The sequence below is a fragment of the Nitrospirota bacterium genome, assembly GCA_035873375.1.
GTDB lineage: Bacteria > Nitrospirota > Thermodesulfovibrionia > Thermodesulfovibrionales > JdFR-85 > BMS3Bbin07.
Window position 1 is genome coordinate 118,583 of sequence record JAYWMQ010000006.1, and the last position, 24,795, is coordinate 143,377.

The 24,795-nt window shown below is 46.4% G+C and carries 20 protein-coding genes and 1 tRNA gene; 13 read left to right on the forward strand and 8 right to left on the reverse strand.

Annotation, left to right across the window (positions count from 1 at the left end):
- Positions 1 to 98 precede the first annotated feature (98 nt).
- The 10 genes from VST71_01810 to mtaB all read left to right on the forward strand — a co-directional run bounded on the left by VST71_01810 (position 99) and on the right by mtaB (position 9,957).
- Positions 99 to 920, forward strand: coding sequence for a sulfotransferase (locus VST71_01810; protein MEC4684455.1), 822 nt, complete (start codon positions 99 to 101; stop codon positions 918 to 920).
- A 12-nt stretch (positions 921 to 932) separates the two neighbouring features.
- Complete coding sequence (gene surE, locus VST71_01815) at positions 933 to 1,691, forward strand: 5'/3'-nucleotidase SurE (protein ID MEC4684456.1); 759 nt, start codon at positions 933 to 935, stop codon at positions 1,689 to 1,691.
- Positions 1,684 to 3,075, forward strand: a complete 1,392-nt coding sequence (locus VST71_01820) for an FAD-dependent oxidoreductase (protein MEC4684457.1) — start codon at positions 1,684 to 1,686, stop codon at positions 3,073 to 3,075. Before surE ends, VST71_01820 begins: the two co-directional genes overlap by 8 nt.
- The gene (locus tag VST71_01825; protein ID MEC4684458.1) at positions 3,076 to 3,720 is read left to right on the forward strand and encodes a protein-L-isoaspartate(D-aspartate) O-methyltransferase; all 645 of its coding nucleotides are present in this window, start codon (positions 3,076 to 3,078) and stop codon (positions 3,718 to 3,720) included.
- A gap of 67 nt (positions 3,721 to 3,787) precedes the next feature.
- Positions 3,788 to 5,527: a biosynthetic-type acetolactate synthase large subunit gene (gene ilvB / locus VST71_01830; GenBank protein ID MEC4684459.1), complete on the forward strand. Its 1,740-nt coding sequence runs from the start codon at positions 3,788 to 3,790 to the stop codon at positions 5,525 to 5,527.
- A gap of 10 nt (positions 5,528 to 5,537) precedes the next feature.
- A complete protein-coding gene (gene ilvN / locus VST71_01835; GenBank protein ID MEC4684460.1) occupies positions 5,538 to 6,026 on the forward strand; it encodes an acetolactate synthase small subunit in 489 nt (162 codons plus the stop codon).
- Positions 6,026 to 6,382: a DsrE family protein gene (locus VST71_01840; protein ID MEC4684461.1), complete on the forward strand. Its 357-nt coding sequence runs from the start codon at positions 6,026 to 6,028 to the stop codon at positions 6,380 to 6,382. The genes ilvN and VST71_01840 overlap by 1 nt, the downstream gene beginning before the upstream one ends.
- A 31-nt stretch (positions 6,383 to 6,413) precedes the next feature.
- Positions 6,414 to 7,235, forward strand: a complete 822-nt coding sequence (locus VST71_01845; protein MEC4684462.1) for a UbiA-like polyprenyltransferase — start codon at positions 6,414 to 6,416, stop codon at positions 7,233 to 7,235.
- Between the two features lie 132 nt (positions 7,236 to 7,367).
- Positions 7,368 to 8,663 carry a tRNA (N6-isopentenyl adenosine(37)-C2)-methylthiotransferase MiaB gene (gene miaB, locus VST71_01850; protein ID MEC4684463.1) on the forward strand — a complete coding sequence of 432 codons (1,296 nt, stop codon included), beginning with the start codon at positions 7,368 to 7,370 and terminating at the stop codon, positions 8,661 to 8,663.
- Positions 8,664 to 8,724: 61 nt separating this feature from the next.
- Positions 8,725 to 9,957 (forward strand): tRNA (N(6)-L-threonylcarbamoyladenosine(37)-C(2))-methylthiotransferase MtaB, encoded by a 1,233-nt coding sequence (gene mtaB, locus VST71_01855; protein ID MEC4684464.1) that lies wholly within the window; start codon positions 8,725 to 8,727, stop codon positions 9,955 to 9,957.
- A 235-nt stretch (positions 9,958 to 10,192) separates the two neighbouring features.
- Here mtaB and VST71_01860 read toward each other — a convergent pair whose 3' ends face one another.
- Positions 10,193 to 11,407 (reverse strand): hypothetical protein, encoded by a 1,215-nt coding sequence (locus tag VST71_01860; protein MEC4684465.1) that lies wholly within the window; start codon positions 11,405 to 11,407, stop codon positions 10,193 to 10,195.
- Positions 11,408 to 11,744: 337 nt separating this feature from the next.
- Here VST71_01860 and VST71_01865 point away from each other — a divergent pair.
- Both VST71_01865 and VST71_01870 read left to right on the forward strand, forming a co-directional pair.
- A tRNA-Gly gene (locus VST71_01865) sits at positions 11,745 to 11,819 on the forward strand.
- Between the two features lie 13 nt (positions 11,820 to 11,832).
- Positions 11,833 to 12,771, forward strand: coding sequence for a L,D-transpeptidase family protein (locus VST71_01870; protein ID MEC4684466.1), 939 nt, complete (start codon positions 11,833 to 11,835; stop codon positions 12,769 to 12,771).
- A 12-nt stretch (positions 12,772 to 12,783) separates the two neighbouring features.
- Here VST71_01870 and VST71_01875 read toward each other — a convergent pair whose 3' ends face one another.
- Positions 12,784 to 13,677, reverse strand: a complete 894-nt coding sequence (locus VST71_01875; GenBank protein MEC4684467.1) for a hypothetical protein — start codon at positions 13,675 to 13,677, stop codon at positions 12,784 to 12,786.
- 119 nt (positions 13,678 to 13,796) lie between these two features.
- Positions 13,797 to 15,332, reverse strand: coding sequence for a serine hydrolase domain-containing protein (locus VST71_01880; protein ID MEC4684468.1), 1,536 nt, complete (start codon positions 15,330 to 15,332; stop codon positions 13,797 to 13,799).
- A gap of 513 nt (positions 15,333 to 15,845) precedes the next feature.
- Between VST71_01880 and VST71_01885 the strand changes: the two genes are divergently transcribed.
- Positions 15,846 to 16,325: a CARDB domain-containing protein gene (locus VST71_01885; protein ID MEC4684469.1), complete on the forward strand. Its 480-nt coding sequence runs from the start codon at positions 15,846 to 15,848 to the stop codon at positions 16,323 to 16,325.
- A 363-nt stretch (positions 16,326 to 16,688) separates the two neighbouring features.
- Here the strand turns inward: VST71_01885 and VST71_01890 are convergent, their stop codons facing one another.
- From VST71_01890 to ppdK, 5 genes are all read right to left on the reverse strand, one after another.
- On the reverse strand, positions 16,689 to 17,933 hold the full coding sequence (locus VST71_01890) for a hypothetical protein (GenBank protein MEC4684470.1): 1,245 nt from the start codon (positions 17,931 to 17,933) through the stop codon (positions 16,689 to 16,691).
- Positions 17,934 to 18,049: 116 nt separating this feature from the next.
- Positions 18,050 to 19,522: a fibronectin type III domain-containing protein gene (locus VST71_01895; GenBank protein MEC4684471.1), complete on the reverse strand. Its 1,473-nt coding sequence runs from the start codon at positions 19,520 to 19,522 to the stop codon at positions 18,050 to 18,052.
- 405 nt (positions 19,523 to 19,927) lie between these two features.
- Positions 19,928 to 21,133 carry a hypothetical protein gene (locus VST71_01900; GenBank protein ID MEC4684472.1) on the reverse strand — a complete coding sequence of 402 codons (1,206 nt, stop codon included), beginning with the start codon at positions 21,131 to 21,133 and terminating at the stop codon, positions 19,928 to 19,930.
- Positions 21,134 to 21,452: 319 nt separating this feature from the next.
- Positions 21,453 to 21,821: an alanine-zipper protein gene (locus VST71_01905; protein ID MEC4684473.1), complete on the reverse strand. Its 369-nt coding sequence runs from the start codon at positions 21,819 to 21,821 to the stop codon at positions 21,453 to 21,455.
- A gap of 41 nt (positions 21,822 to 21,862) precedes the next feature.
- Positions 21,863 to 24,568, reverse strand: a complete 2,706-nt coding sequence (gene ppdK / locus VST71_01910) for a pyruvate, phosphate dikinase (GenBank protein MEC4684474.1) — start codon at positions 24,566 to 24,568, stop codon at positions 21,863 to 21,865.
- Positions 24,569 to 24,795 lie beyond the last annotated feature (227 nt).

Sequence of the window (24,795 nt, forward strand, 5' to 3'; positions counted from 1 at the left end):
TCCCGCCGGTAATCCCGGAGATTTCCGCTCCTGTATACACATAACCCGGCCATCGGGTATAATAAATTACAGTTTCAGATTCTCGTCAAAGTCGTGTTATGGGACCAAACTTTCTATGTATCGGGACCTATCGTGCCGGGACTACCTGGCTCTATAGGGTGCTTAAGGAACATCCGGATATCTTTCTTCCTGATGAGAAGGAGCTGATGTTTTTCAGTCATCATTACGACAAGGGTATCGGATGGTACGAAAAGTTCTTTGAAAGCCGCCATGGACAGAAGTGTGCCGGAGACATATCACCGACATATCTGAGTTCACCACAGGCAGCCGCACGCATTTACAGGCACTTCCCTGATGTGAAGCTGATCGTTTCACTCCGTAATCCTGCGGAGCAGGTATATTCATTGTATAAATTGTGGCTGGCCAGGAGTTATACTGACAAGGATATCAGTATTGCCATTGAAGAGGAGAAAGAGTTTCTGGACAATATCCTCTACTGGAGGCATTTGTCGAGGTATCTGGAATTCTTTGATCGGAAAAACATCCTGGTCCTGTTTTTTGAGGACCTGAAAGAAGACCCTAAGGCATATCTCAAACAGGTATACGGGTTTCTGGGGGTTGAGGAGCGTTATCCGGAGAGTATCTATGAAAAATACAATCAATACAGAAAGCCACGTAATATGATAGTGGAAAATATCATAACCGGTACCGGCGACCTGCTTCGCCGGCTGAGGCTTCTTAAGTTCAAGTCGCTTCTCAATAATATCGGTGTCAGTGAGTGGATAAAGAAGTTTAATACCAGGAAAGAGAAAAAGGACGAGATGCCCGGAGAGGTTCGCAGCCGTATTAATGAATATATAAAAGACGACAAACGCAGGCTTGAAGAGTTTGTGGGTAGGGACCTCTCTTTCTGGAGATGACCGGAGCTGATTATGCCTATTATTCTTGTTACCAACGATGATGGAATACATTCTGAGGGACTCATGGCCTTGTACAGGGCCATGGGGGATATTGCAGATGCCTATATTGTAGCGCCTGACAGGGAAAAGAGTGCTGTCAGTCATGCCCTCACCATGCACCGGCCCCTCAGGGTTGACGAGATAAAGGAAAAAATCTATACCGTAAACGGGACCCCTACCGACTGTGTTGTAGTAGCGGTTGAAAAGGTTCTTCCTGAAAAACCCGTTATGGTAATATCAGGCATAAATCGCGGTGCAAACCTTGGTGATGACATTACCTATTCAGGGACGGTCTCTGCTGCAATAGAGGGTACGATATTCGGTATCCCTTCTGTGGCGGTCTCCACAGTCCTTACTGATGAGAAGACTATCTGTTTTGAGGCAGCTGCAAACTTCTCCAGGAGACTCGTCAGATTTGTTCTTCAGGGCGGGCTTCCGCCGGACACAATCCTTAATGTAAATGTACCGGATCTCCCGGAGGATGAAGTGAAGGGCATTAAATTCACCAGGCAGGGTAAAAGGGTATATGATAATGCGATCCATGAGACCCTTGACCCCTGGGGGAGAAAACATTTCTGGATAGGCGGGGGCATACCTTCATGGGAAGAAGGCAATGACACGGATTTTAATGCTGTTACCAACGGATATATCTCGATAACCCCGATACATCTTGACCTCACCAATTACGAGGCACTGCCCTATCTGAGGGGAAACTGGAGGGACCTTGCCTGATACCAAAAAACTTTATGACGTTATAGTTATCGGGGCCGGACCTGCCGGTATCTTTGCAGTGCTTGAACTGCTGAAAGATACACCTCAAACAAAGATACTGCTGATAGAGAAGGGCAGGGACATAGACCGGAGAAAGTGTCCGATGATGCAGGGAACGAGTTCCTGTGCATCATGTGCCATATGCGACCTGCTGAGCGGATGGGGTGGGGCAGGGGCTTTCAGTGACGGCAAATTAAGCCTCTCCTCCGAGGTGGGTGGTCACCTTGTCAGGTATATGGATAAAGAGACCCTTGAGGGTCTTATCAAGTATGTGGACGATGTGTACAGGCAATACGGTGCTCCTGAAAAGGTATTCGGTGAGTCACCGGAGGAGATAGACAGTATAAAAAACCTTGCATCAAAAAACGACCTTCTCTTCGTTCCCACAAGGATAAGGCATATCGGTACCGAGCGGTGCAAGGAAGTTCTGGAACGGATGCGGGTATATATTAATGAAAAAATTGACGTGATATTCAACAGGAAAGTAACAAGGATTCTTACTGATGGTAATAAAGCCACAGGAGTAAAAGTAATTACCGGTGAAGAGTACAAAGGGCGGTTTATCCTGTCGGCGCCGGGCCGTGAGGGGTCAAGATGGCTTGAGAGGGAGGCCAAGAGACTGAAACTGACTCTTCTGAATAACCCCGTGGATGTGGGCGTACGGGTTGAGGTGCCTGCATCCGTCATGGAACCGCTCACCTCTGTCACCTATGAACCAAAGCTTATTTATTACTCAAAGGCATTTGATGACAGGGTCAGGACCTTTTGTGTCAATCCCTATGGAGAGGTTGTCAAGGAATACCTCAAAGGCATCTGGACGGTAAACGGCCACAGCTATGCACGCCACAAGACAGGCAACACGAACTTTGCCCTGCTTGTAAGTACCTATTTCACAGAGCCTTTTAAAGAGCCCATATCCTATGGCCGATACATTGCGCGCCTTGCCAATTTTCTGGGACAGGGGGTTATTGTACAGAGGCTCGGTGATCTCAGACGGGGCAGGCGTTCAACTCCTGAGCGGATATCCTCAGGCATTGTGGAGCCCACGCTTAAGGATACCACTCCCGGAGATCTCAGTTTTGTTCTCCCCTACAGGTACCTTACCGATATACTTGAGATGATAGAGGCCCTTGACCGTATAGCCCCGGGTGTTAACTCAAGACATACCCTGCTCTATGGGGTGGAGGTCAAGTTCTATTCAATGCAGATAAAGCTTACTCCGGAGTTTGAATCGGAGATAGAAAATCTCTTTGCCATAGGTGATGGTGCAGGGGTGAGCCGGGGCCTTATCCAGGCCTCTGCATCAGGCGTGATGGCAGCAAGGGCAGTTCTTAAGAGGATGTAAATGACGGATTATGAAGAGCTGAGAAGACTGATGGTTGATACCCAGCTTATCCCCAGGGGGATCAAGGACCAGCGTGTACTGAAGGCAATGCTGAAGGTCCCGCGTCACCTCTTTGTGGATGAGCCCGTCCAGTACAAGGCATACGATGACATGGCACTTCCGATCGGGGATGGTCAGACCATATCCCAGCCCTACATGGTTGCCCTAATGACCGAGCTTCTTGAATTAAAGGGCAATGAGCGGGTGCTTGAGGTCGGGACAGGTTCAGGATATCAGGCAGCCATACTTGCCGAGCTTGCCGCAGAGGTCTACTCCATTGAACGAATGGAGCGCCTGGCACTCAGGGCCCGGGAGCGTCTCAGAAATTTAGGCTATGACAATGTACACATAATAACAGGTGACGGGACTGCGGGATTGCCTGAAAAGGCCCCTTTTGACAGGATTATCATAACTGCCGGCACTCCACAGTTACCCGAGCCCCTCAAGGAACAGCTTGCCGACAATGGCATCCTTGTAGCCCCTGTTGGTGCAAGATTCAGTCAGCAACTGATCAGACTCAGGAAAGAAAAAGGCAAAATAACAGAGGAATATCACACTCCGTGTGTATTTGTACCCCTGGTGGGTGAATATGGCTGGAAAGAATAAGTGGATATATGATAAAATTTAAAACTGAACTAAAACTAAATCAGTCTTCCAAGGAGTTGAAGAGAACATGAGGATGTCAGGTGCAGAAATATTAATAGAATCTCTGAAGAGGGAAGGTGTTAAACACATCTTTGGATATCCTGGCGGAGTTGTCCTGAACATATTCGACCTGCTCTATGAGAACGAGGATTTTCAGGTAATCCTGACACGCCATGAGCAGGGGGCAGTACATGCTGCTGACGGATATGCACGCTCAACAGGAAAACCCGGCGTTGCCCTTGTTACCTCAGGGCCCGGTGCAACCAATACCGTGACGGGTATAGCCACGGCATATATGGACTCAGTCCCCCTTGTTGTCCTGACAGGACAGGTTTCAACTGATTTGATTGGAAACGATGCCTTTCAGGAGGCAGATATTGTCGGAATAACAAGGCCATGCACCAAACATAACTACCTTGTAAAGGATGTTAAAGACCTTGCCAGGACCATTAGAGAGGCTTTTTATATTGCCACCACAGGCCGTCCCGGTCCTGTACTGATAGACATTCCAAAGGATGTCACAGTAGACAAGGCCACATTTAAATGGCCTGAACAGGTAAGCCTTCGCAGCTACAACCCTACATATGAAGGCAACAAATGGATGATAAAACAGGCAGCACGTACCATACAGAAGGCCAAAAAGGCCGTGATTATTGCCGGAGGAGGAGTAATCCTCTCCAATGCAGCCAGGGAACTGAAAGAGCTTGCCGAGTTTACACAGGTGCCGGTTACCATGACCCTTATGGGGCTTGGCGACTTCCCGGGTGCACACGATCTCTCTCTTGGTATGCCCGGTATGCACGGTACCTACTATGCCAACAAGGCCATTCAGGAATCAGACCTGATAGTAGCAGTGGGTATCAGATTTGACGATAGAGTAACCGGAAGGGTAAAGGATTTTGCCCCTCATGCAAAAATTATTCATATAGATATCGACCCTACATCCATAAGGAAGAATGTCCGGGTTGATATACCGATTGTCGGTGATGCAAAGAGGATACTGAAGGTTCTCCTCAATATATTAAAGGAAGAGGGCAAGACCCAATGGGAACCGGTCCGCAAGTCCTGGCTCAAACAGATAGACCTGTGGAAAAAAGAACATCCCCTCAGTTATGTGTATAGTGATACTGTCATAAAACCCCAGTATGTTGTTGAACAGTTATATGAACTGACAAAGGGCAATGCCATCATATCCACAGAGGTTGGTCAGAATCAGATGTGGGCAGCACAGTTTTATAAATACGACAAGCCCCGCACCTTATTAACCTCAGGTGGACTTGGGACAATGGGTTACGGATTCCCGGCAGCAATGGGTGCACAGGTAGCACATCCCGGCAAGACCATAATAGATATTGCCGGAGACGGAAGCATACAGATGAATATCCAGGAACTTGCAACCTGTGTGCTTTACAAGCTGCCTGTAAAGGTGGCGATCCTGAATAACCAGTATCTCGGGATGGTGAGGCAGTGGCAGGAGCTCTTTTATGGGGAACGTTACTCCTGCAGCCATCTCGATACAGTACCGGACTTTGTCAAGGTTGCAGAAGGGTACGGAGCCGTGGGGCTGAGGGCTGTAAAGCCATCAGAGGTGGTACCTGTCATAAAGGCAGCCCTTAAGGTAAAAGACAAGCCTGTTTTTATGGACTTTGTTGTTGACTGGAAGGAAAAGGTATTCCCGATGGTGCCTGCCGGAGCTGCTATTGATGAGATGATGTTTGGTGAAGAAGCTGAAGAAAAGAAGACAAAGAAGCTCCGTGCCGTTAAATAGGGGGTAAGATATGCGACATACAATAAGCGTACTTGTTGAAAATAAGTTTGGTGTGCTCTCCAGGGTTTCAGGACTCTTCAGCGGACGTGGTTACAATATTGAAAGTCTTTCCGTGGATGAGACCATTGACCCTCAGCTCTCGGTGATGACCATTGTAACATCAGGCGATGATCAGATAATCGAGCAGATTACAAAACAGCTCAATAAACTGATAGACGTAATAAAGGTTGTTGACCTCACTGAAGTAGACCACGTGGAGAGGGAGATGATATTGGTAAAGATTACTCCCAAACAGCAGGACAAGGCTGAGGCACTGAGGCTCGTTGATATATTCCGCGGACGCGTGGTTGACTCAAGTCCCAGGACATATACCTTTGAGATAACAGGAGACGAGAAGAAGATAGCAGCCTTTGTGGAGTTAATAAAGCCCTTTGGTATAAAGGAATTTGTAAGGACAGGCAAGATTGCAATGGCAAGGGAGGGTGTGAAAAAGGCCTGATGAGTAAATTAAGAGTCATCTTTCATGTAAATGAGACTTTAAAATGGGATGTAGCACTTGCAAATATCACAAACCTGCTGAGGGATGTGGGCGACTCCGGCGCAGAGGTTCTTGTGCTTTCAAACGGCCCTTCTGTTGAGGCGTATGCAGACGGGGAGAAGATGAAGAAAATAGAAGAACTTGCCGGACACGGGGTAAAATTTCTTGCATGCCGGAATTCACTGAAAAACCTCTGTGCCTCCGGTACCCTGTGCCTGAACGAGGAGAATCTCCCTGTATTCATCGGTGTTGTGCCTGCAGGGGTAACTGAGTTGATCAGGAGGCAGGCGGAAGGTTTTGCCTACATAAAACCCTGATATGCTTGCAAGGGCAGCAGTCTACCTCCGGATGATAAAGTTCTCCCACTCTGTCTTTGCCCTGCCGTTTGCCTTTACTTCCGCACTGCTTGCCGCCGGGGGAATCCCGTCGTGGAACAAAATCTTCTGGATTACAGTGGCCATGGTTGGCGGCAGGTCTGCAGCAATGGGCCTCAACAGGGTTATTGACAGAAAGGTCGATGCCCTTAATCCAAGGACTTCCCGGCGTGAAATTCCGGCTGGCACAATAAAAACAGCTGAAGCCGTTGTCTTTATCCTTGCCTCTGTATTGATCTTCCTTTATGCTGCTTACAGGCTCAATCCCCTCTGCCTGAAACTATCCCCTGTGGCACTGGCCGTATTCGTCCTCTATCCCTACACAAAGAGATTTACATGGCTGAGTCATGTTGTGCTCGGTATAGCCATAGCAGGGGCACCTGTGGGTGCCTGGATTGCGTTAAGGGGAACATTGGATATGCAAATAATCCCCTTGGCGCTATCGGTTGTGTTCTGGCTTGCGGGGTTTGATGTGCTCTATGCCCTTCAGGATGTGGATTTTGACAAAAAATCCGGTCTGCGCTCAATCCCGCAGAGGTTTGGCATCAAAAGGGCATTATTTCTGGCCCGGACATTTCATATACTGACGTGGATGCTTTTGCTCGTTACAGCAGTAATATTTGACCTTGGTATTGTCTTCCATGCCGGTCTCATACTGGTTGGGGTGCTCCTTGTCTACGAGCACCGCCTTGTGAAAGAGGACGACTTGAGCAGGCTGAATATGGCCTTCTTCAATATGAACGGATACATAAGTCTTACAATCCTTGTCTTTACCTTCTTCGACCTTATTATCTGAGAAGAGTCTTTCACTCTTGTGTCTTCCACATGGTGTCAGAGTGACGGAAAGGGACAGGAAGATGCGAAAACTTGCCATAATGGCAGGATATCTGTGATAATATTTAGCTGGTATACTAAAGGCAGAAAGAGAATGAAGAGAGTATATATACGAACTTTTGGTTGTCAGATGAATGTGCACGACTCTGAGAGGATGCTCGGGGTGCTCAGGCAGGAAGGTTATGTGCCTGTTGATGACCCTCTGGAGGCAGACCTTATAGTATTTAACACCTGCAGCATAAGAGAGAAGGCTGAACAGAAGTTTTACAGCCTGCTCGGAAGAACCAAAACCATGAAGAGGGACAACCCGGGGTTAAAGGTGGCTGTGGCTGGTTGTATAGCACAGCAGCAGGGTGCGGGGGTTAAAGCAAGAGCCCCTTATGTGGATTACGTCATTGGCCCACAGAACATAGACAGGGTAGGGGATGCCCTTCTTGGCAGAAAGGGCATATTTACAGGGGACAATCCCGAACTTGCCCAAAAAGATCTCCCGGTTGAACGTGATGGCTATGTCAAGGCATGGATTAATATAATGTACGGGTGCAATAATTTCTGTTCATACTGTGTTGTCCCCTATACACGCGGCAGGGAGAGGTCCAGGCCGGCAGATAACATCATGAGTGAAATCAATGGGCTTGCAGCAGAGGGTTTTAAGGAGATAACCCTTCTTGGACAGAATGTCAACTCCTACAGGGGGGAGGTGTCATTTCCTGAATTACTGCGATTCATCAACGACATAGAGGGTATAGAAAGGATACGGTTCGTTACTTCCCACCCAAAAGACCTTGAAGAGGGGCTCATCATGGCAATGAGAGACCTTAAAAAAGTATGCGAACATATACACCTGCCACTTCAGTCAGGGTCTGACAGGATATTGAAACATATGAACAGGAAATACACCTTTGACGAGTACCTCAGAAAGACAGAGGGGCTCCGTAAGGCCATTCCGGACATAGCAATAACTACAGACATCATTGCGGGTTTTCCCGGTGAGACAGAGGATGACCATAAAGCCACTGTATCAGCCCTGAAGGAGATAGGGTTTGACGGCATATATGCCTTCAAATATTCGTCCAGGCCAATGACAAGTGCGGCTGAGATGGACGGACATCTGCCGGATGAGGTCAAGTCTGAAAGACTTTCAGAGATACTCAGCCTTCAGGATCGGATTACAGGGGAAAGGAACAGGGCCCTCCAAAACACCATACAGGAAGTTCTTGTTGAAGGTCCGAGTGAATCCAACCCTGAAAAAATGACCGGCAGGACAAGGACCAACAAGATTGTCAATATCCTGCCCGCACACCATGCTATTCCCGGTATGCTCTTGAAGGTAAGGATATTAAAAGGGCAAAGACATTCCCTTGAGGGAGTGGCGATTGACGGTTTATGAGTGATATATCAAGAACTCACGTTTTTTCTGACATGCAACCGTCAATCGCTAATTGTCAATTATGAGAATCGCTGTACTGACCCTCGGCTGCAAAACAAATCAGGCTGAAAGCAACTATATAAAGAATGCTGCCGTAGGTTCCGGCCACTCGATTGTAACCCTCAGGGACTCACCTGATATATGTATCATAAATACCTGCACTGTAACTGCAAAGAGTGATTACCAATCGCGTCAGATAATCAGAAGGGCCCTGAAAACAGGGGCCAGGGTGATAGTAACTGGTTGTTATTCAGAGATAAGCGCTGATGAAATAAGTGCCATCTCTCCTGATTTAGAGGTTGTCAGCAACCAGGGGAAAATCAATGTTATCAAGATATTGGGTCTTGATGCTGAAACCATTTCTCTAAGTTACTTCCCGGATCGCTCCCGTCCCTTTGTGAAGATACAGGATGGCTGTAATTATGCATGTTCATACTGTACAATTCCGAAGGCAAGGGGCCGCTCCAGGAGCAGGCCTGTGGAGGAGATTACAGAAGAGATAAGCATGCTCGAAAGCAATGGGTTTGCCGAGGTAGTGCTTACAGGAATTCATATCGGTCATTACGGATATGACCTTGAACCTAAAGTATCACTTTCACATCTACTTGATAACATACTGACTTATACTGATAAGACGCGGATACGGCTAAGCTCTATAGAGGCTAACGAGATAGATGACCATCTATTGGAGCTCCTCTCGGATAAAAGGGTCTGTCCACACCTGCATATACCTTTACAGAGCGGTGATGATCTTATTCTGAAACAGATGAAAAGGCCTTACAGCAGGCAGTATTATATAGATAAAGTTCAAGAAGTACTTAAGAGATTTCCGGGGATTGCAATAGGAACGGATATTATTGTGGGTTTTCCCGGTGAAGGTGAAGCGGAGTTTCTGAATACAAACAGCCTGGTTAAAGAGCTCCCTTTTTCATATCTCCACATCTTTCCATATTCAGACAGGCCTGGAACGCTGTCAGCGGGTATGTCCGCCCAGGTAAGCCCGGAGACCAGAAAGGCACGGGCGCAGGTGCTTAAAACGATTGACATTGACAAGAGAAAGGCCTACAGGCATGCCCAGATAGGCAGATCCCTGAATGTGATCTGTGAGAAGAGGCTCCGGAACGGCTTGTATACGGGCAAATCAGAGAATTATCTCAATGTTTACTTTGCCAATACGCACTGTCAGCACGGAAGGACTGTAAGTATCCGGGTTTCTGAAGGCTTTCAGGACGGTCTCCTCGGAATTCCCTTATAAAGAGAAACAACACCTTGATTTATAAGGTAATTCTGCCTGCCTAAAACTTATACAAAACCGAACATCCTTAGCATATCCCAGCATTTAGCGCTGATTTACACATGTTTAGTAACAGGTTATCAACATGGATTGTTAATATGTAACGTCTGATAATTTATATTATGTTAAATTGCAAACAGACTCGAAACAGGATTCCCTGTTTTGTTATCAGTGGTTCTATCCTTGGCCGGGCCGTTCAGGGATGCCTGTCAAGCGTTTTCTTGCCAAAAAAACTCTTCAGATAAGCTGTTGCTTCCTTCCTGCTCCTTATCTTTCCTGTAAATTGTGCCTTTTTTACCTCGTACAGGAGCCTTCCAACTGTGGGGCCCTCACCAACACCGGTAATCTCTGCGATATCCTCACCATCAAGCACGGGATTACCGGATATCGTGAGATACCTCATGGCCTTACCATAGAGGCCCTCCCTTCCCTGTATCATGATGACCTCCAAAATTGAATCCCCAAGCCTCTCAAAACAGTCGTATAACTCCTCATCGCTTGCATCCCTGCTGCTCAAAACTCCTTCCTGACGCATTTTAAACAGGGCTATACGTGTTTTGATCTTTTTTGACAGCCTCAATCGTGTTGCTTCCATACCAGTCTCCTCAAGCAGGATATCGAGCAGTATCAGACCCTTAAGAGTAAGGCCCTGCGATACCTCTGCGTCCAAGCCCTCTTTAAACTCTTCAGGTGCTTCTTTAAGTTTTTGTGTTACTTCAATCAGTTTCTTCATTACATTATCCAACTTATTGTTTTCTAAAGGAATTACCTCTCTACCAAGACTGCAGTCAAATGCCTCCCTCAGTGCCCTCAGGCATGCCTTTGACTGCAGGAGCTTAAAAAACTCTAAAGTTATCCTTTCAGGGGCAGACTGCCTGAGAAGGCCCTTATGCCTCCTTATCGCCTCCATAGTTTTGTCATCTATATGCCCGTCTATCTCACCAACAAACCTGTATGCCCTGATCAGTCGCACAGGGTCGTCTCTAAGGTTCTCTTCCCTTGTCATCCTGATACATCCGGTCTTCAGGTCGGCAATTCCGTTTAAAGGGTCATATAGGCCTGTCTCAATAGAGAAGGCTATGGCGTTGATGGTAAAATCCCGCCTCAGCAGGTCATCACTAATCTCGTTGTCATACCTGCTGAAATCAAGGGTTGTCCCGTCTTTAAGTGCAATCCTTACTGTTGAACCATCTTTAAGTTTTACTACAGTTCCACCAACATAACCCTTTATTTTATAGGCAATTTTGTCTGGCTCCCCTTTTACTGCAAAGTCTCTGTCCATGGATATCTTCGATAAAAAGGCGTCCCGGATAAATCCACCCACAAGATAAGCCCCGGGTATTTCATCAAAGACCAGTTGATTTAACCTGTCGTCAAGAATTCTATGAATTACTATTACTGTATCGTCCATTAATAAAAAATCCTTTAATAAAAAAAAATCTGCCTGATATAAAATATTACCATATACGTAGCCTAAACTGGAGTTGTTACTTTGTTACTCCGCACATATATCCCGATCAAGTATCGGAAGGAAGGGATACGATAGAATCTGAACGGTTTTAATTTCGCAGTAAATTTACCTGGAGTCCCGAAGTACTTCGGGATCGGAGATGGACACGATGTCCATCGAGAATGAGTGAAGAGTCTATCATATCTCTTCCAACAACCATTAAGTCCTTGAGTTATATGGATTTCCCGAATTTGTAGTTGATTTTTCACCTGTATTTCTTTTAATATTAATCACTTATGCGGGCGTAACTCAGTGGTAGAGTGTTAGCTTCCCAAGCTGAAGGTCGCGGGTTCGAATCCCGTCGCCCGCTCCAAAATAAACCAATAATGAATCTGAAAAACTTATTCTCCTGCATAGCCCTGCCCTGCCTTATAATCCTCTTGTGCTCATCACCAACTCTATCATCAGGCAGCTCCGGCACCTTTTCCCTGTCCCCGGATGAAGATGTCTTTGGTTCTGTCAGTGAATACATTATCAGGGACAACAAAGAGACGCTCACAGAACTTGCAATCAACAATGACCTTGGCTACAACGAGATCGTTGACTCAAACAAGGGGATTGATCCATGGTATCCCGGCAGAGGAGCCAGGGTTGTGATACCAACATCCTGGATACTGCCTGATATCCCCCACAAATATAAAATTAAGACAGGGGCAGGGAATCTCGTGGTGCTGAACCTTACAGAGCTCAGGCTGTATCTGCTGAAGAGGGATAAAGGGCGTTTGATTGTAACCACCTTTCCTGTAGGCATAGGCAGAGAGGGTTTTGATACACCGTCAGGGATGTTCAGAATAATAGAGAAGCTGAAGGACCCTGTATGGATAATTCCTGCTTCCTTCAGGGATGAATACCCGGAATTACCGGACATTGTCCCCCCCGGACCGGAGAACCCCTTGGGGCAATATGCACTCAGGCTATCAAATCCCCAATACCTCCTTCACGGCACCAACAAACCTCTTGGTGTGGGCAGGAGGGTAAGCCATGGCTGTCTCAGGATGTATCCGGCAGACATTGAGAGGCTCTACAGGATGACAAAGGTCGGGGATAATGTATTAATCCTCTACCAGCCGGTAAAGATCGGCCTCCGGGGGAAAACTCTCTACATTGAAGTACATCAGGACTACCGCAACAACAAAGAACTCTTTCAGGAAGCCGTCAACTTGCTAAGAAGACGAAATCTCCTGAAAATAACAGACTTAAATATCCTCTACTCTGCAATTAACGAAAAAAGCGGTATCCCTGTCAGGCTGACATCCGCTGAGTAAAACCATCGGTTCCTAAAACTGGTAATCAATCCCGAGCAAGTAAGCCCAGGAATCACTCACATCATTTGTTGTCAGTTCATTTTCAGTGTGATCGAAAACGGTCAGCTCTCGTCCAAAATACCGGCGAATCCCCAAACTTAACGTTAGCCCTTTGAAGGGCTTGTGCTCAAGCTGGATAGTGCATGTCGTATCCTCGATTTCAACAAATCCCCCTGGTGCCAGGTTATTGTCCTCTGCGAGACGATAAAAACGGATATCCCACTGAAACTCGGTTTTCAGGGCTACCCTTTTATTAAAACCATAGCGCAGCATAGTTTCAGGAAAACCTACGGCACCGGAAAGTCCCTCCTCGGACTTCATGTTCCAGGCAACTCCAAGGGCCGGATAGACGATTGAATCAACAGGATGGTAAAGCATACCCACGCCGCCGTAGAGCGTAAGTTGCTGTGTAGGCATATAGAAACCAACAATTTGTGGATTGTAGGTCCAGGACTTCGCTGAAATGTCATCCTCGAAACCGGCAATGGCCACAAACTTGGGCCAGACTCCCCACTTCTCGTTGGGTTTGTAATAATACTGCAATCCAGGTGCGATCCGTGTCAGTATTTCCCAGGGATCTTTTCCCTGATCACTACCAAAATATTCGCTCTTCTCCCAGTCGTATTTGCGATGGTCAATGTCAAGAAGAAGAAATTGCCACTTCAAGCCGGCGGAAATTTCCGTATACCCAATTGAAGCGCCGGAGCCGTTAATATCAGACTGATTGATCTGCTCAACGGACAGGCTTGCGGAGATTACAGGGATTTCATCCCCATTGTCTCCCTTTTCCCCTTCGGATGCCGGAGCCACTACGGGCCAGGTTACGAGTACAGCCAGGCTTATGATGACACCAAATACAAAACGCATAATAACAACCCGCCTTTACGATTAGCTTGTCACGCTTACGCAATCAGAAACGATAACGAATTTGTTTCTCACAGCATTGCCACGCACTATGTGCGCCGGTTCTCTCATCACGCTACTGATTATCGTCCTTGTTCTATTCGATCTTCAACACGAGGAATCAATGCCGACAGTAACATAATGACCGCCAAAACAAAGAACGAAACTCCTGCCCACCCGGCAGTACCGGGAAATATCGACGATACCATCAGATAAGGCTGGGCAACACTCCATGTCAGAGCGGCAATCACACCTATACCCAGCACTGCCTGCAGCAGCCGCACTTTACGGGAAACCCTGGACAACGGCGCCAGCCTGCGAGTACCTCCGAGCAGCCCGCGTACCAGCTGATACATCTGTAACAGCGAAACAAGCACAACCATCCCGATTAGAGCCCGCAATGCGGTTATTGCATAGGTGATTCTGCCCATTTTTACCGAGTTGAAACCACTCCACCTTGCCCAGTCATTCAGCACTTGAGCAATTAAAGGCCAGCTGCGCTGGCTGTTGGTCAAAATAATAATGCCGTTGCCGGTTTCCGGTACAGCATGAAAATGGGTCATCCATCCATGCCCCTGTCCCCCGTGCCACACTGCCTGTCGGCCGTCAGAGAGGTTTTCAAGAAAATACCCGAGACCATATGAATCAGCAACAACACCAAAGAGACCGGAAATATCGGCCTCCGGAGTATATAGCTTGCGAATGCTCTCTTGTCCAAGCACGGCATGATCCGTATAGTAAGGTCCTGTCATCCCTGCACTGACAAAGCGAGCTATATCTTCTACACTTGCAAACAGTCCGCCGGAGGCCTTCGCCGGGTACACATAGATCGGCACCGGGGTCCCCTGCAGGTCATAGCCGGTTGGAATCGCGGTGTTCAGTGTCTCATTCCAGGCAAAACCGGAATTGTGCATATCAAGCGGAATAAGTATTTCTTCCTTCATGTACTCTGCAAAATCACGCCCGGTTACCTCTTCAACAAGCAGTTCCAGTACATGGAATCCGGCGTTAGAGTAGGAAAAACCCGATCCCGGTTCACGTATGAGTCGTGCCTCAAGCGCCAGGGTTTCCCGTAAAGAGGGCATATTACTTTGAGGTGAAAACTCCTCGCCGATAGTTCCCAGCGGCATACCCGCACTGTTGCTCAGTAATCTTCGTACGGTGACTTTTCTCTCGGTGTATCCCGACTCCGGCAGTTTCCAATCACCCAGGTACTGCTGTACTGGGTCATCCAGCCTGACCAGACCTTGCTCGACCAGTCTCATGACACCCCAGGCGGTTACCGACTTGGAGATCGACTCCACCCGAAAGACGGCATTAACCGTCATCTTGCGACCGTGCTCCAGATCAGCATACCCGTAGGCACCGGACCACACCGGTTTCCCTTTGCGAACAAGTGCAATGCTCACCCCCGGAACACCATATTGATCCATCAACGAAATAATTCGTCCATCAAGATACCCGGTGAAAGCCTCGAGTGAATCCCGGGTCTCAAACGACTGCCGGGCATAACCGGCGACAACGAACATTATCAGCACGAAAACCGCTGAGATCAATACTCGTCGAAAACTCTGCCAAGCCGCATTTTGCTGCAAACGCCCTGCACTTGTTACAGGCATAGCCTACCCCTCCATGTCTAATTCAGCATAACGTCCTGATCAAGCAGACCTGTAGGAGGCATCCCTAAGAATAAGTTTAGCAGTATTTTCGGACAAATGCTACATATCAATAATTTTATGCAAGAGGATTGAACACCCGTCTCTGATTTAATCCAAGCCAAAAAAACTCTGCTTATTATTTCAAGATCAGATGGTTGTGAAAAGTACCTTTACTTCCCTTTTCGATAATGCAAAACTACAACAACCTAACATCATTCAGGCACTCGTCAGTCATGAAAATGTTCGGCCACTTCTGGAGTGATAAGGAGGTGATGACTATAAGATGACTTAGAATTGGCCTACAAATCGTTGCAGTGGACGGCGTAAAGCCACAGGGGATGAGGGACAAACTTTGTCACTCCAGTGGACCGGTGACACGGATAGCGTTAAATTAAAAATAGTGCCCCGGCCAACTGAGCTCGTTGTTAGGCTGAATTAATCAGCATAACTCAAAGCAACAGGAGATAAGAAATCATGAAAAGTTTGATATCAATCTCATTTATTATTGTCACCAGCCTTTTACTTTTTGGTTGTGGCAAACCCGATTTAGTTGTGACAACACTTGAGGTTACAGGGCCTTCGGTTATTAATGCAGAAAATAGTGTCGAGGTACCGATCCGAGTTGTCATACGAAATCAGGGGAATGCTTCTGCTGATACTTTCAAAACAGCAATTGATTACACAGAGCCCAAAGGCACATTCGTAGTCGCATTTACCGTCCCAGGCCAAACTGATATTTGGTATCCAAAAACAAGTAGTCCGTTAGCTTCTGGTGGTGAGGTAACGTTTTCAGGAAAGGTGACGTTCCATCCATCACTACACGGTGTGACAGTCTCCTTGAATGCCATTGCTGACAGCTGCAGTGGTGATGAGTTTATGCCTGACTACTGTCGTGTTAATGAAAGTAACGAAGAAAACAACAAGTCTACGTCGATATCGCTTACGTTACCGTAACTATTGTGCATCAAATCGGATAAGCGGGGGGGCTCCCCCGCTCTCCCCACCACCCTGCATCTGCTATCAGGCTGGCGGTAAATTGTACCATTTTGATGGCGCATCCGGAGTATTTTCCAACAGACTGTTAAACAATCAAACCAATATCCGAGTATCGCTTAATCACCTGAAAATGCTTATCGAGACTGAATATTTTGCAGCCCTGTTCAGAGAGGTGGTCATATTCTTCGGTTCCCTTTCTGAATTATTAATCAGGCCAACAACAGCGGTCACGGCCGGCAACGTAGAGAAGCGAAGATGCCGGTCCGTGTACACAGCATTGATACTTATGAAGGTCTCCTTAAGGAGGTTGCATATAAGATTTTATACCACCTTTGATATTTTTTCAAGAATTACCTTGTCATCTCCAAACTTGCAGATTGCTTCACAATCCTTTCTTAATTCAGAAAAAAGTATATAATGAATTTTAACATCACTGTTTTTAATGGACGGCCTTTGTAATTGCAGGATTACTTCCTTTTCCCGTTTATCCGGGATAATAAGGTACAGAGATGGCGGGTTATTCGGGAAAGAGTAATAAAGATCATTGAGTCTTAATATCCCAGAATATATTGAAGTGCTTTTTTCTACTTCAAAAGCACAGGTAATATTATTGGAATCCTTCTCAAACCAAACCGCATCAATAAGGGTTATCGTTTTATAAGTATCTTTATCTACACCTATCTCCGGGAATCTGTTCATACTGATAAAAGAGAGGCTATCTCCATTGTGACATTTTGACCTGTCATTTGCAGCAGCAATTACATCATAACCAATTGAGTTACCAATCGTCAGAACATGATGCTGCATTTCAGTATGGAGGTCTTCCTCCTCCAACTCACTCGTTACTTCAGTATGGCGTTTTTTTATTTTCTTCTCTATCTTTGCTCGTTCCTCCTCCGAAATATAATCGTCGCTTATTAAAAGTTTTTTTTCACCGACATCAAACAGAAGACCGGCAAAGGCGCCGAGGTCATTGGATAAATCAGACTTCAATTCATTATTTTTATCTACTATTACCTCTCTCATCCTGAGATATTCCGGCCATGACCCGAGCTTGACTTTGTCTTTAAAAAGGGCATTAAAGCCGTTGACTATCGCTGTATTACACGGAGGGATAATTGTAGGGTGTAAAAAATAAAGGATACTTGCAACAGCCGGGCCTAACCCTTTAATTTTACGCTGATCCAGCAAAATGATTTCTTTAATGATCTGCTCTTCTTTAGTAACATTTATACATTTTTCCAGGAACTGCCCGAAAGCAATCTTATTTTCCTCATTCTCATAAATATCAGGTATTCGTAATTTTGGTTTCCAGTAAAATGGATGTGCTGCACCCTTGAAAACCTGTTTTTGTTCTGTGATACAATTTAAAACAAACTCTAAGGAAGACCCTTTAAAATCATTCCCAAAATTCCCGTTTTTTATATCCTGTATTACTTCAAGAACACCCCTTCGGATAGAACGAAATGCCTTCAGGCGCTCTTCATTATTTACGAACCAGCTGTTGTAAACCGTTTCTTCGTCTTTTTTATAATCATCAATTATCGATTTCAGATCCTGGCTCATACTCCTACCCTTTCATTTTGTTTGCGACATAATGCCTGCCTGAGTTGCCGGGACAAGAGCGTGATACAAAAAGCACCTCTTTAATGTTAACTTATCTACAGTGACACTACTTTCATCTATGGCGTTATGAACTGGCCGTAGACATCGTCTCCTACGGCGTAGCAACCCTCAGTGCAACCTGACGGAGCTACAGAGACGCCGTCAACTATCTCCACAAGATATTTCGCTCCGCCAAAGAATACCATAGCCATCTGGTTACCAGGATCCGTGTTAATGGTAAGCTCAGAGCCCACAAGGTTTCCTGCTGTGCTTATGTACTGACCATATATATCCCAACAAGTACCCTCGTCAGCATCACAGACAAACCAGTTGCTTATCTCACTGCTCGTATCTATCCATGTAACCAGATAGTTTGTCCCGTCGAAGGCGATAGAGGGCTGTAGCCCCTGATGTCCTGGCGCTGTAATTACAGGAATCACATTGCCTATGTGATTACCCGATTTGTCAACGAGTTGCCCGAAGATATCCCATTCGCCGCTACCTACCTCGTCCATCCAGACCACAAGGTAGTTTGTGCCGTCAAAGGCGAGGGTAAGAGGATTGTCACTTAAATATGTGCTTGCATTGATGCTGAACTCGGTTCCTACTAATTCTCCTGTGGAACTTATGAACTGGCCTTTGACCTCGTAGTTGCTGCTGGCGCCGGCCGTTTCCGTCCAGACTACAAGGAAGTTTGTCCCGTCAAAGGCCACATTGTTGTAGCCGAAATAGCCGAATCCAGTGCTTATGCTAATTTCTGTGTCTACTATGCCAGAAGTGGAAACAATACGGCCATAGACTTTTCTGCTATCTGGAATTGCGGGGTTCTCTACTTTATAGTAGCAAACCAGATATTGCCCATTGCCATAAGCTACTGCTGGCCCTATCCTGGCCTCTATGCCTGTGGCAATTAGAAACGGTGTGCCTGGAGACCCTGACGGATCTATAAACATGCCATAGAGGTCGGAAGGGATAGTGGCATCGTCCGCCCAAACCAAAAGGTAGTTTGTCCCGTCAAAGGCAATAAACGGGGCACTTCCCGATCGCCCGGTGGAAATCAGAGAGCCCACCAGAGTTCCGGTCTGAGAGACAAGCTGTGCTCCAACGCCATTGGCAGAACTGGCATCTCCATTAATGCCGACAAGATAGTTTGTGCCGTCAAAGGCTATCCCCCCGCTCATTTCATGGTTTACTGTTGTTGCGATTGGGAATTTGCTTCCGACTCCTGCTCCTAATGTCGTGACACACTTCTCAGTACTTTGCCCTGACTCGTTATCTGCCGCATCGTAGGCGGAGACTGCATAGCAGTACTGAGTGCTGGCATTAAGGTTGGTATCGCTGTAAGATGTCGTGGCAGAAGTCCCTATCACTGTCCCATCTCGGTATATCTTGTAGCCAGTAACCCCAACATTATCGGTAGAGGCTGTCCAAGCAATGTCTGTCTGACCGGAGCTGACTACAGTAACAGTGAGATCTGCTGGGGTACTGGGTGATGTGGTATCTGCGGCTCCGTTACTATCACCACATGCAAATAAGTATACCGCGGGCAAAACAACTAATATTAACATCCCGATAAATCTTAGACTACTTTTCATCATGTTCATTCCTCCCTTTCTCGGCACACATACCTGAGAGCATAACGACTGCTTAACCTTACTGGGCCACTGAGTTCAGTGTCAAGTTATCGAAAGTATATCATATTTTTGTAGTATTTTTAGTCCCCCTGTCAACAGTTTTGCATAGTATGCAACAACGTAACGATAAGGTGCATGGTTTCATTACGGTGAGAGACTTGCCACAAAATTTAAAAAGTCTTTTGAAGACTTGGGAGGAGAGGTGCGTTTGAATCTTTGTAGGATTCTGCAACTGTCTAATTCTAAAAAATATTTCTTGAAGTGTATTTTTTGCTTGATAGGGGAGTATAGGGTGTCCCCTCCCCGGACATATTTATTCACCTATTCTTGATCAATGATTGAAGCAAATGAAGCTTCGGCTTCCCTTGCCATGGATTGGCCGTTATGGAACTCGTTGATTAGCAGCTGGAGGACATTGACCATTGAACGTTTTGACCGATTCAATGTAGTAGTCATTCGTGGAAGTGAAGCGATCGTATCTTGAAACTCAGTAATCCGGCCTTCGACACTAGTTAAAGTATCAGAGAATTCACGAACCGCATCAAGGTTCTCTTTGGCCTGCCCAAGGTCGTCGTCTTCAACCTTAAATTCGATAGCCATCGCTGCGGCCTGAACTAAGGCGTTCATACCCGCGTTAAGATGTTGGCTAAAAAGGGGTAACTCTGCCTCCATCCTTTGAACGTATTGATCCATGTCGGCAGCAGCCCTCGCGATCAAACGTTTGGCGACCTTGCGATTAGTACAGTCTGGGCCTGAAGTAAATTCTTCTATTTCAGCTGTACGAGTCTGCATTTTTTCACCGATTTCGTTGGTTGCAGTTGCAATTCGTTCAGTTATTTCTGTGATAGTTGTGAACTCGTCCTCAAATTGTTCCATCAGGTCTAATAAACCTGGCTCGTCCTCAAAATCAGTCGTCCCAGAATCCAAGCTCCCCTCTTTTTTGATTGATGATTCGATGCCCAATATATGTTGTGCCTCAATTGAGTGCTTAGAACGCCAAGTTTGTATATGGCGAGTCAGATGAAGTCGCACCAGCTTTTCGAAGTCTTCTAAAGAGACAAATGACCAATAAAGACCACTTTTGTCTCCGAGATTTGACCTAAATTCCGTTATCTTAGCAAGCTGAGAATGGTCCAGCTTAGATGGTGGCACTGGGACTGGGGCATCCTTGAAGTAAAACATCAATTGGAGTGAGGATGGGTCCTGATCGAATCGTTCCTTGGCCCGCTGGAATTCCTCAACTGTCCCGGATCCAGCGCGTCCAGTTGACGTTCCAAAACGATACCACATTAGGCCTATGAATAAGTCGTAATCATCCGGTATTTGTTCATTTATTACAGCTTGAGGATCTTCACCAAAACTGGGATAGGCGTGAGTTTCCCAACGAATCAATTCAAGACGAATCCCGAGCTCGCGCGCCCATGCTGTATTAAAATCACGGATGACTTCTTCAAGACAGCTTCTCTCTTCATCGACATCACTCGGTGAGGCGACGAACACACTTAAAATGGTCTCTTGCCTTGCCAAAAGCATCCTCCTACATGCACATAACCAGTTATTAACCGGTTTTTTGATAACTACGGCAAATTTCAGAAAGTTCCAGTTTCAGGTTGAAATATACTGTGCAACAGACTGCATCTCATAATATATTGCTTTTTAGAGATTCTGAAATAAATTCAGAATGACATAGTAAGCATTTATTTACTGGTTTAATAAGCTATTAAAACGTGGAGTTATCAAAAGATTTGGTATGCTTAATGTAGCAGGTGTCCATGGAAGCTGTCAAGACTGTTTCCGGATTCCTGCAAGAACAGGAATCCGGAATTCGTATAATTCATGGGTTAATCTATTTCTTCAATCCCTTCTGCAGTGCTGCTTCTGCCCTGCGCATTGCGGATTCGGCCTTTTTCAGGGCCTCCTCTGCCTTTTTGTAAGCCTCGTCAGCCCTGCCCTCAGCCCTCTGGGCAATTGCCTTTGCCTCCTGAGCCAGTGCCTTTACTTCCTTGATATCCACCTCCAGCACTGTAACCCTGCTGTCAAGGGAATCGAGCTTCTGAATCATTGAGTCTACCTTCTTGTTAAGGGCAGCAACGCTGTCTTCAACAGTATCAACCTTCTTCTGTACAGGCTCAACCTGTTTGGCCACATACTCCCTTGTTGCACAGCCTGTTGTAAATAGCCCTAAAAGCATTAATAAAATAATCGTCTTTTTCATTTTGCACCTCTCCGGTAATCAGGACTTTTAGATTTTCCCGCCTACTCCTTTAACGCAGCCTGTGCAGCAGCAAATCTTGCTATAGGCACCCTGAAAGGAGAGCAGCTTACATAATCGAGTCCAAGCTGATGGCAGAATTCAACAGATTTTGGCTCTCCTCCGTGCTCACCGCATATGCCTAACTTGAGCCCCTTCTTGACCTTTCTGCCCTTGTCAACAGCTATGCGCATAAGGGCGCCGACTCCATCCGTGTCTATGGATATAAAAGGATCATCCTTGAGTATCCCGTTTTCTATGTAATAAGGGAGGAACCTGCCTGCGTCGTCCCTTGAAAGACCATAGACCGTCTGTGTGAGGTCGTTTGTGCCAAAGGAATAAAAGTCGGCATGGACTGCTATTTCATCAGAGGTTACACATGCACGGGGCAGCTCTATCATGGTTCCCACAGTGTATGCCACCCTTGCCTTGTATTTCTTCTTCACTTCCTCTGCCACACTTACAGCGAGGTCTCTCATTACTTCAAGCTCTCTGACATGTGCGACAAGGGGTATCATTATCTCCGGGATAACCTTTCCCTTCTCTTTTGAGACCTCACATGCAGCCTCCATAATGGCCCTGACCTGCATCTCGTATATCTCAGGGAAAGTCACCCCAAGACGGCATCCGCGGTGTCCGAGCATGGGATTGAATTCGTGAAGCGATTTATTCTTGGCACTCAGTTGTTTAAATGAAACGCCCATCTCTTTGGCCAGTGCCTTCAGTTCAGCATCGGTATGGGGCAGGAACTCATGAAGCGGCGGGTCCAGAAGCCTTATGGTTACAGGGAGACCATTCATTGCCTTGAATATTCCTTTAAAATCACCCTTCTGCATGGGGAGAAGCCTGGCAAGTGCGTTCTTTCTTCCCTCAACAGTCTCGGAGAGTATCATCTCCCTCACGACCATTATTCTGTCAGCCTCAAAAAACATATGCTCTGTCCTGCAAAGACCAATCCCTTCAGCCCCAAAACCTCTTGCTGTAACAGCATCCTTCGGAGCATCGGCATTTGCCCTGACCTTTAATTTTCTGAACTTGTCCGCCCAGGTCATTAATTCCTTGTACCACTTGTTGCGGTCAGGATCAGCTGACAACAGATTCAATTTACCTTCATATACACGGCCCTTTGAGCCGTTCAGGGTTATCCAGTCACCCTCTTTCAGCACTCTGCCGTTTACATAAAGTTCCTTCTTTTTCAGGTTTATCTCGAGTTCAGAACAGCCCACAATACAGCATTTACCCCAGCCCCTGGCAACAAGTGCTGCATGGCTTGTCATACCGCCCTTGGCAGTAAGAATTGCTGCTGCGGCATGCATTCCGTGTACGTCCTCAGGTGATGTCTCGTTTCTGACAAGTATCACGGGCTCACCCTTCTTTGCCCACGCCTCTGCATCATCAGCAGTAAATACAATCCTTCCTGTAGCACCGCCCGGACCGGCAGGCAGACCCTTTGCGAGTTCCACGACCTTCTTTTCAGCCTCAGGGTCAACACTTGGATGTAAAAGCTCGTCTATCTGATCAGGCTTGACCCGCAGAATAGCGGTTCTTTTGGAGATTAATCTGGATTTGGCCATATCAACAGCCATCCTTATGGCAGCCTGACCGTTACGCTTGCCAACCCTTGTCTGGAGCATCCAGAGCCTTCCGTTTTCTATTGTGAATTCGATATCCTGCATATCCTTGTAATGTTTTTCAAGCTTCCTCTGTATGGTGTATAACTGCTTGTATACCTTGGGCATCGCCTCTTCAAGAGACGGTAGATGCTTTGTATCAGCTGTTTTACCGGCATTGTTAACAGGGTTTGGTGTCCTGATACCGGCCACAACGTCCTCTCCCTGTGCATTTGGCAGCCACTCGCCGAAAAATACGTCTTCACCTGTGGCTGGGTTACGCGTAAAGGCAACACCGGTTGCAGAATCATCACCTGTATTACCAAAAACCATTGCCTGGATATTTACTGCAGTTCCCCAATCCTCGGGTATCTTCTCAATCTTGCGGTACGAAATAGCACGTTTTCCCATCCACGACTGGAAAACAGCGCTTATAGCGCCCCAGAGCTGCTCGTGCGGGTCGTCAGGAAACTCCTTTTTAAGGGTCTTTTTTATTATTACCTTGAATTCTTTGCAGAGTTTTTTCAGGTCATCCACTGTCAGGTCAGTATCATTCTTGTAACCCTTTGTCTTCTTTATCCTGTCCATTGCGTGCTCAAGTTTCTCGCGGATACCATCACCGTCTTCTGTCTCTATACCAACAGCCTTTTCCATAACAACGTCAGAGTACATCATAAGCAAACGGCGGTATGCATCATATACGAAGCGCTCGTTTTTGGTCTGTTTTATGAGTCCGGGAATGGTCTTCGTGGTAAGGCCGACGTTCAGGACGGTTTCCATCATGCCGGGCATGGAGGTACGTGCCCCTGAACGGACGGAGACGAGAAGCGGGTTGTCCGGGTCTCCGAATTTCTTCCCCATAATCTTCTCAATCCTGGCTAATGCCTCCTCTACCTGTTTTTTAAGTTCCCGTGGATACTTGCGATTGTTTTTGTAATAAAGGGTACAAACCTCTGTGGTTATCGTAAATCCAGGTGGTACCGGAATGCCAAGGTTGGTCATCTCTGCGAGGTTTGCCCCCTTGCCTCCCAGAAGATTCTTCATGTCAGACCTTCCGTCAGCCTTGCCGTTGCCGAAGAAATAGACATACTTTTTAGCCATATAGATTGCCTCCCTAAGTAATTTTCTGATTAACCGTATTTTTTTCAAATAATGCAGACAATGCAAAATACGATAACCCAAAATTGATATTTTTTTCAAGTTTTTCAAGCAGAATTTACTGAAAATGTGGCATTTTATCCCGGAAGCAGCGACAAAAAGCCTTCATCGAGTAAAAAAAACAAAGCAATCAATCCTGAACGGGTTATTTTTCTCTCTGGTTAGGCTTA

What these genes read in the sequence shown, in the direction of transcription:
- VST71_01825 (MEC4684458.1), top strand. Translation starts at nt 3,076, where the DNA reads ATGACGGATTATGAAGAGCTGAGAAGACTGATGGTTGATACCCAGCTT.
- VST71_01905 (MEC4684473.1), bottom strand. Translation starts at nt 21,821, where the DNA reads ATGAAAAAGACGATTATTTTATTAATGCTTTTAGGGCTATTTACAACA.
- VST71_01810 (MEC4684455.1), top strand. Translation starts at nt 99, where the DNA reads ATGGGACCAAACTTTCTATGTATCGGGACCTATCGTGCCGGGACTACC.
- VST71_01875 (MEC4684467.1), bottom strand. Translation starts at nt 13,677, where the DNA reads ATGCGTTTTGTATTTGGTGTCATCATAAGCCTGGCTGTACTCGTAACC.
- ilvN (MEC4684460.1), top strand. Translation starts at nt 5,538, where the DNA reads ATGCGACATACAATAAGCGTACTTGTTGAAAATAAGTTTGGTGTGCTC.
- ilvB (MEC4684459.1), top strand. Translation starts at nt 3,788, where the DNA reads ATGAGGATGTCAGGTGCAGAAATATTAATAGAATCTCTGAAGAGGGAA.
- VST71_01840 (MEC4684461.1), top strand. Translation starts at nt 6,026, where the DNA reads ATGAGTAAATTAAGAGTCATCTTTCATGTAAATGAGACTTTAAAATGG.
- VST71_01885 (MEC4684469.1), top strand. Translation starts at nt 15,846, where the DNA reads ATGAAAAGTTTGATATCAATCTCATTTATTATTGTCACCAGCCTTTTA.
- ppdK (MEC4684474.1), bottom strand. Translation starts at nt 24,568, where the DNA reads ATGGCTAAAAAGTATGTCTATTTCTTCGGCAACGGCAAGGCTGACGGA.
- miaB (MEC4684463.1), top strand. Translation starts at nt 7,368, where the DNA reads ATGAAGAGAGTATATATACGAACTTTTGGTTGTCAGATGAATGTGCAC.
- VST71_01870 (MEC4684466.1), top strand. Translation starts at nt 11,833, where the DNA reads ATGAATCTGAAAAACTTATTCTCCTGCATAGCCCTGCCCTGCCTTATA.
- VST71_01890 (MEC4684470.1), bottom strand. Translation starts at nt 17,933, where the DNA reads ATGAGCCAGGATCTGAAATCGATAATTGATGATTATAAAAAAGACGAA.
- surE (MEC4684456.1), top strand. Translation starts at nt 933, where the DNA reads ATGCCTATTATTCTTGTTACCAACGATGATGGAATACATTCTGAGGGA.
- mtaB (MEC4684464.1), top strand. Translation starts at nt 8,725, where the DNA reads ATGAGAATCGCTGTACTGACCCTCGGCTGCAAAACAAATCAGGCTGAA.
- VST71_01860 (MEC4684465.1), bottom strand. Translation starts at nt 11,407, where the DNA reads ATGGACGATACAGTAATAGTAATTCATAGAATTCTTGACGACAGGTTA.
- VST71_01845 (MEC4684462.1), top strand. Translation starts at nt 6,414, where the DNA reads ATGATAAAGTTCTCCCACTCTGTCTTTGCCCTGCCGTTTGCCTTTACT.
- VST71_01880 (MEC4684468.1), bottom strand. Translation starts at nt 15,332, where the DNA reads ATGCCTGTAACAAGTGCAGGGCGTTTGCAGCAAAATGCGGCTTGGCAG.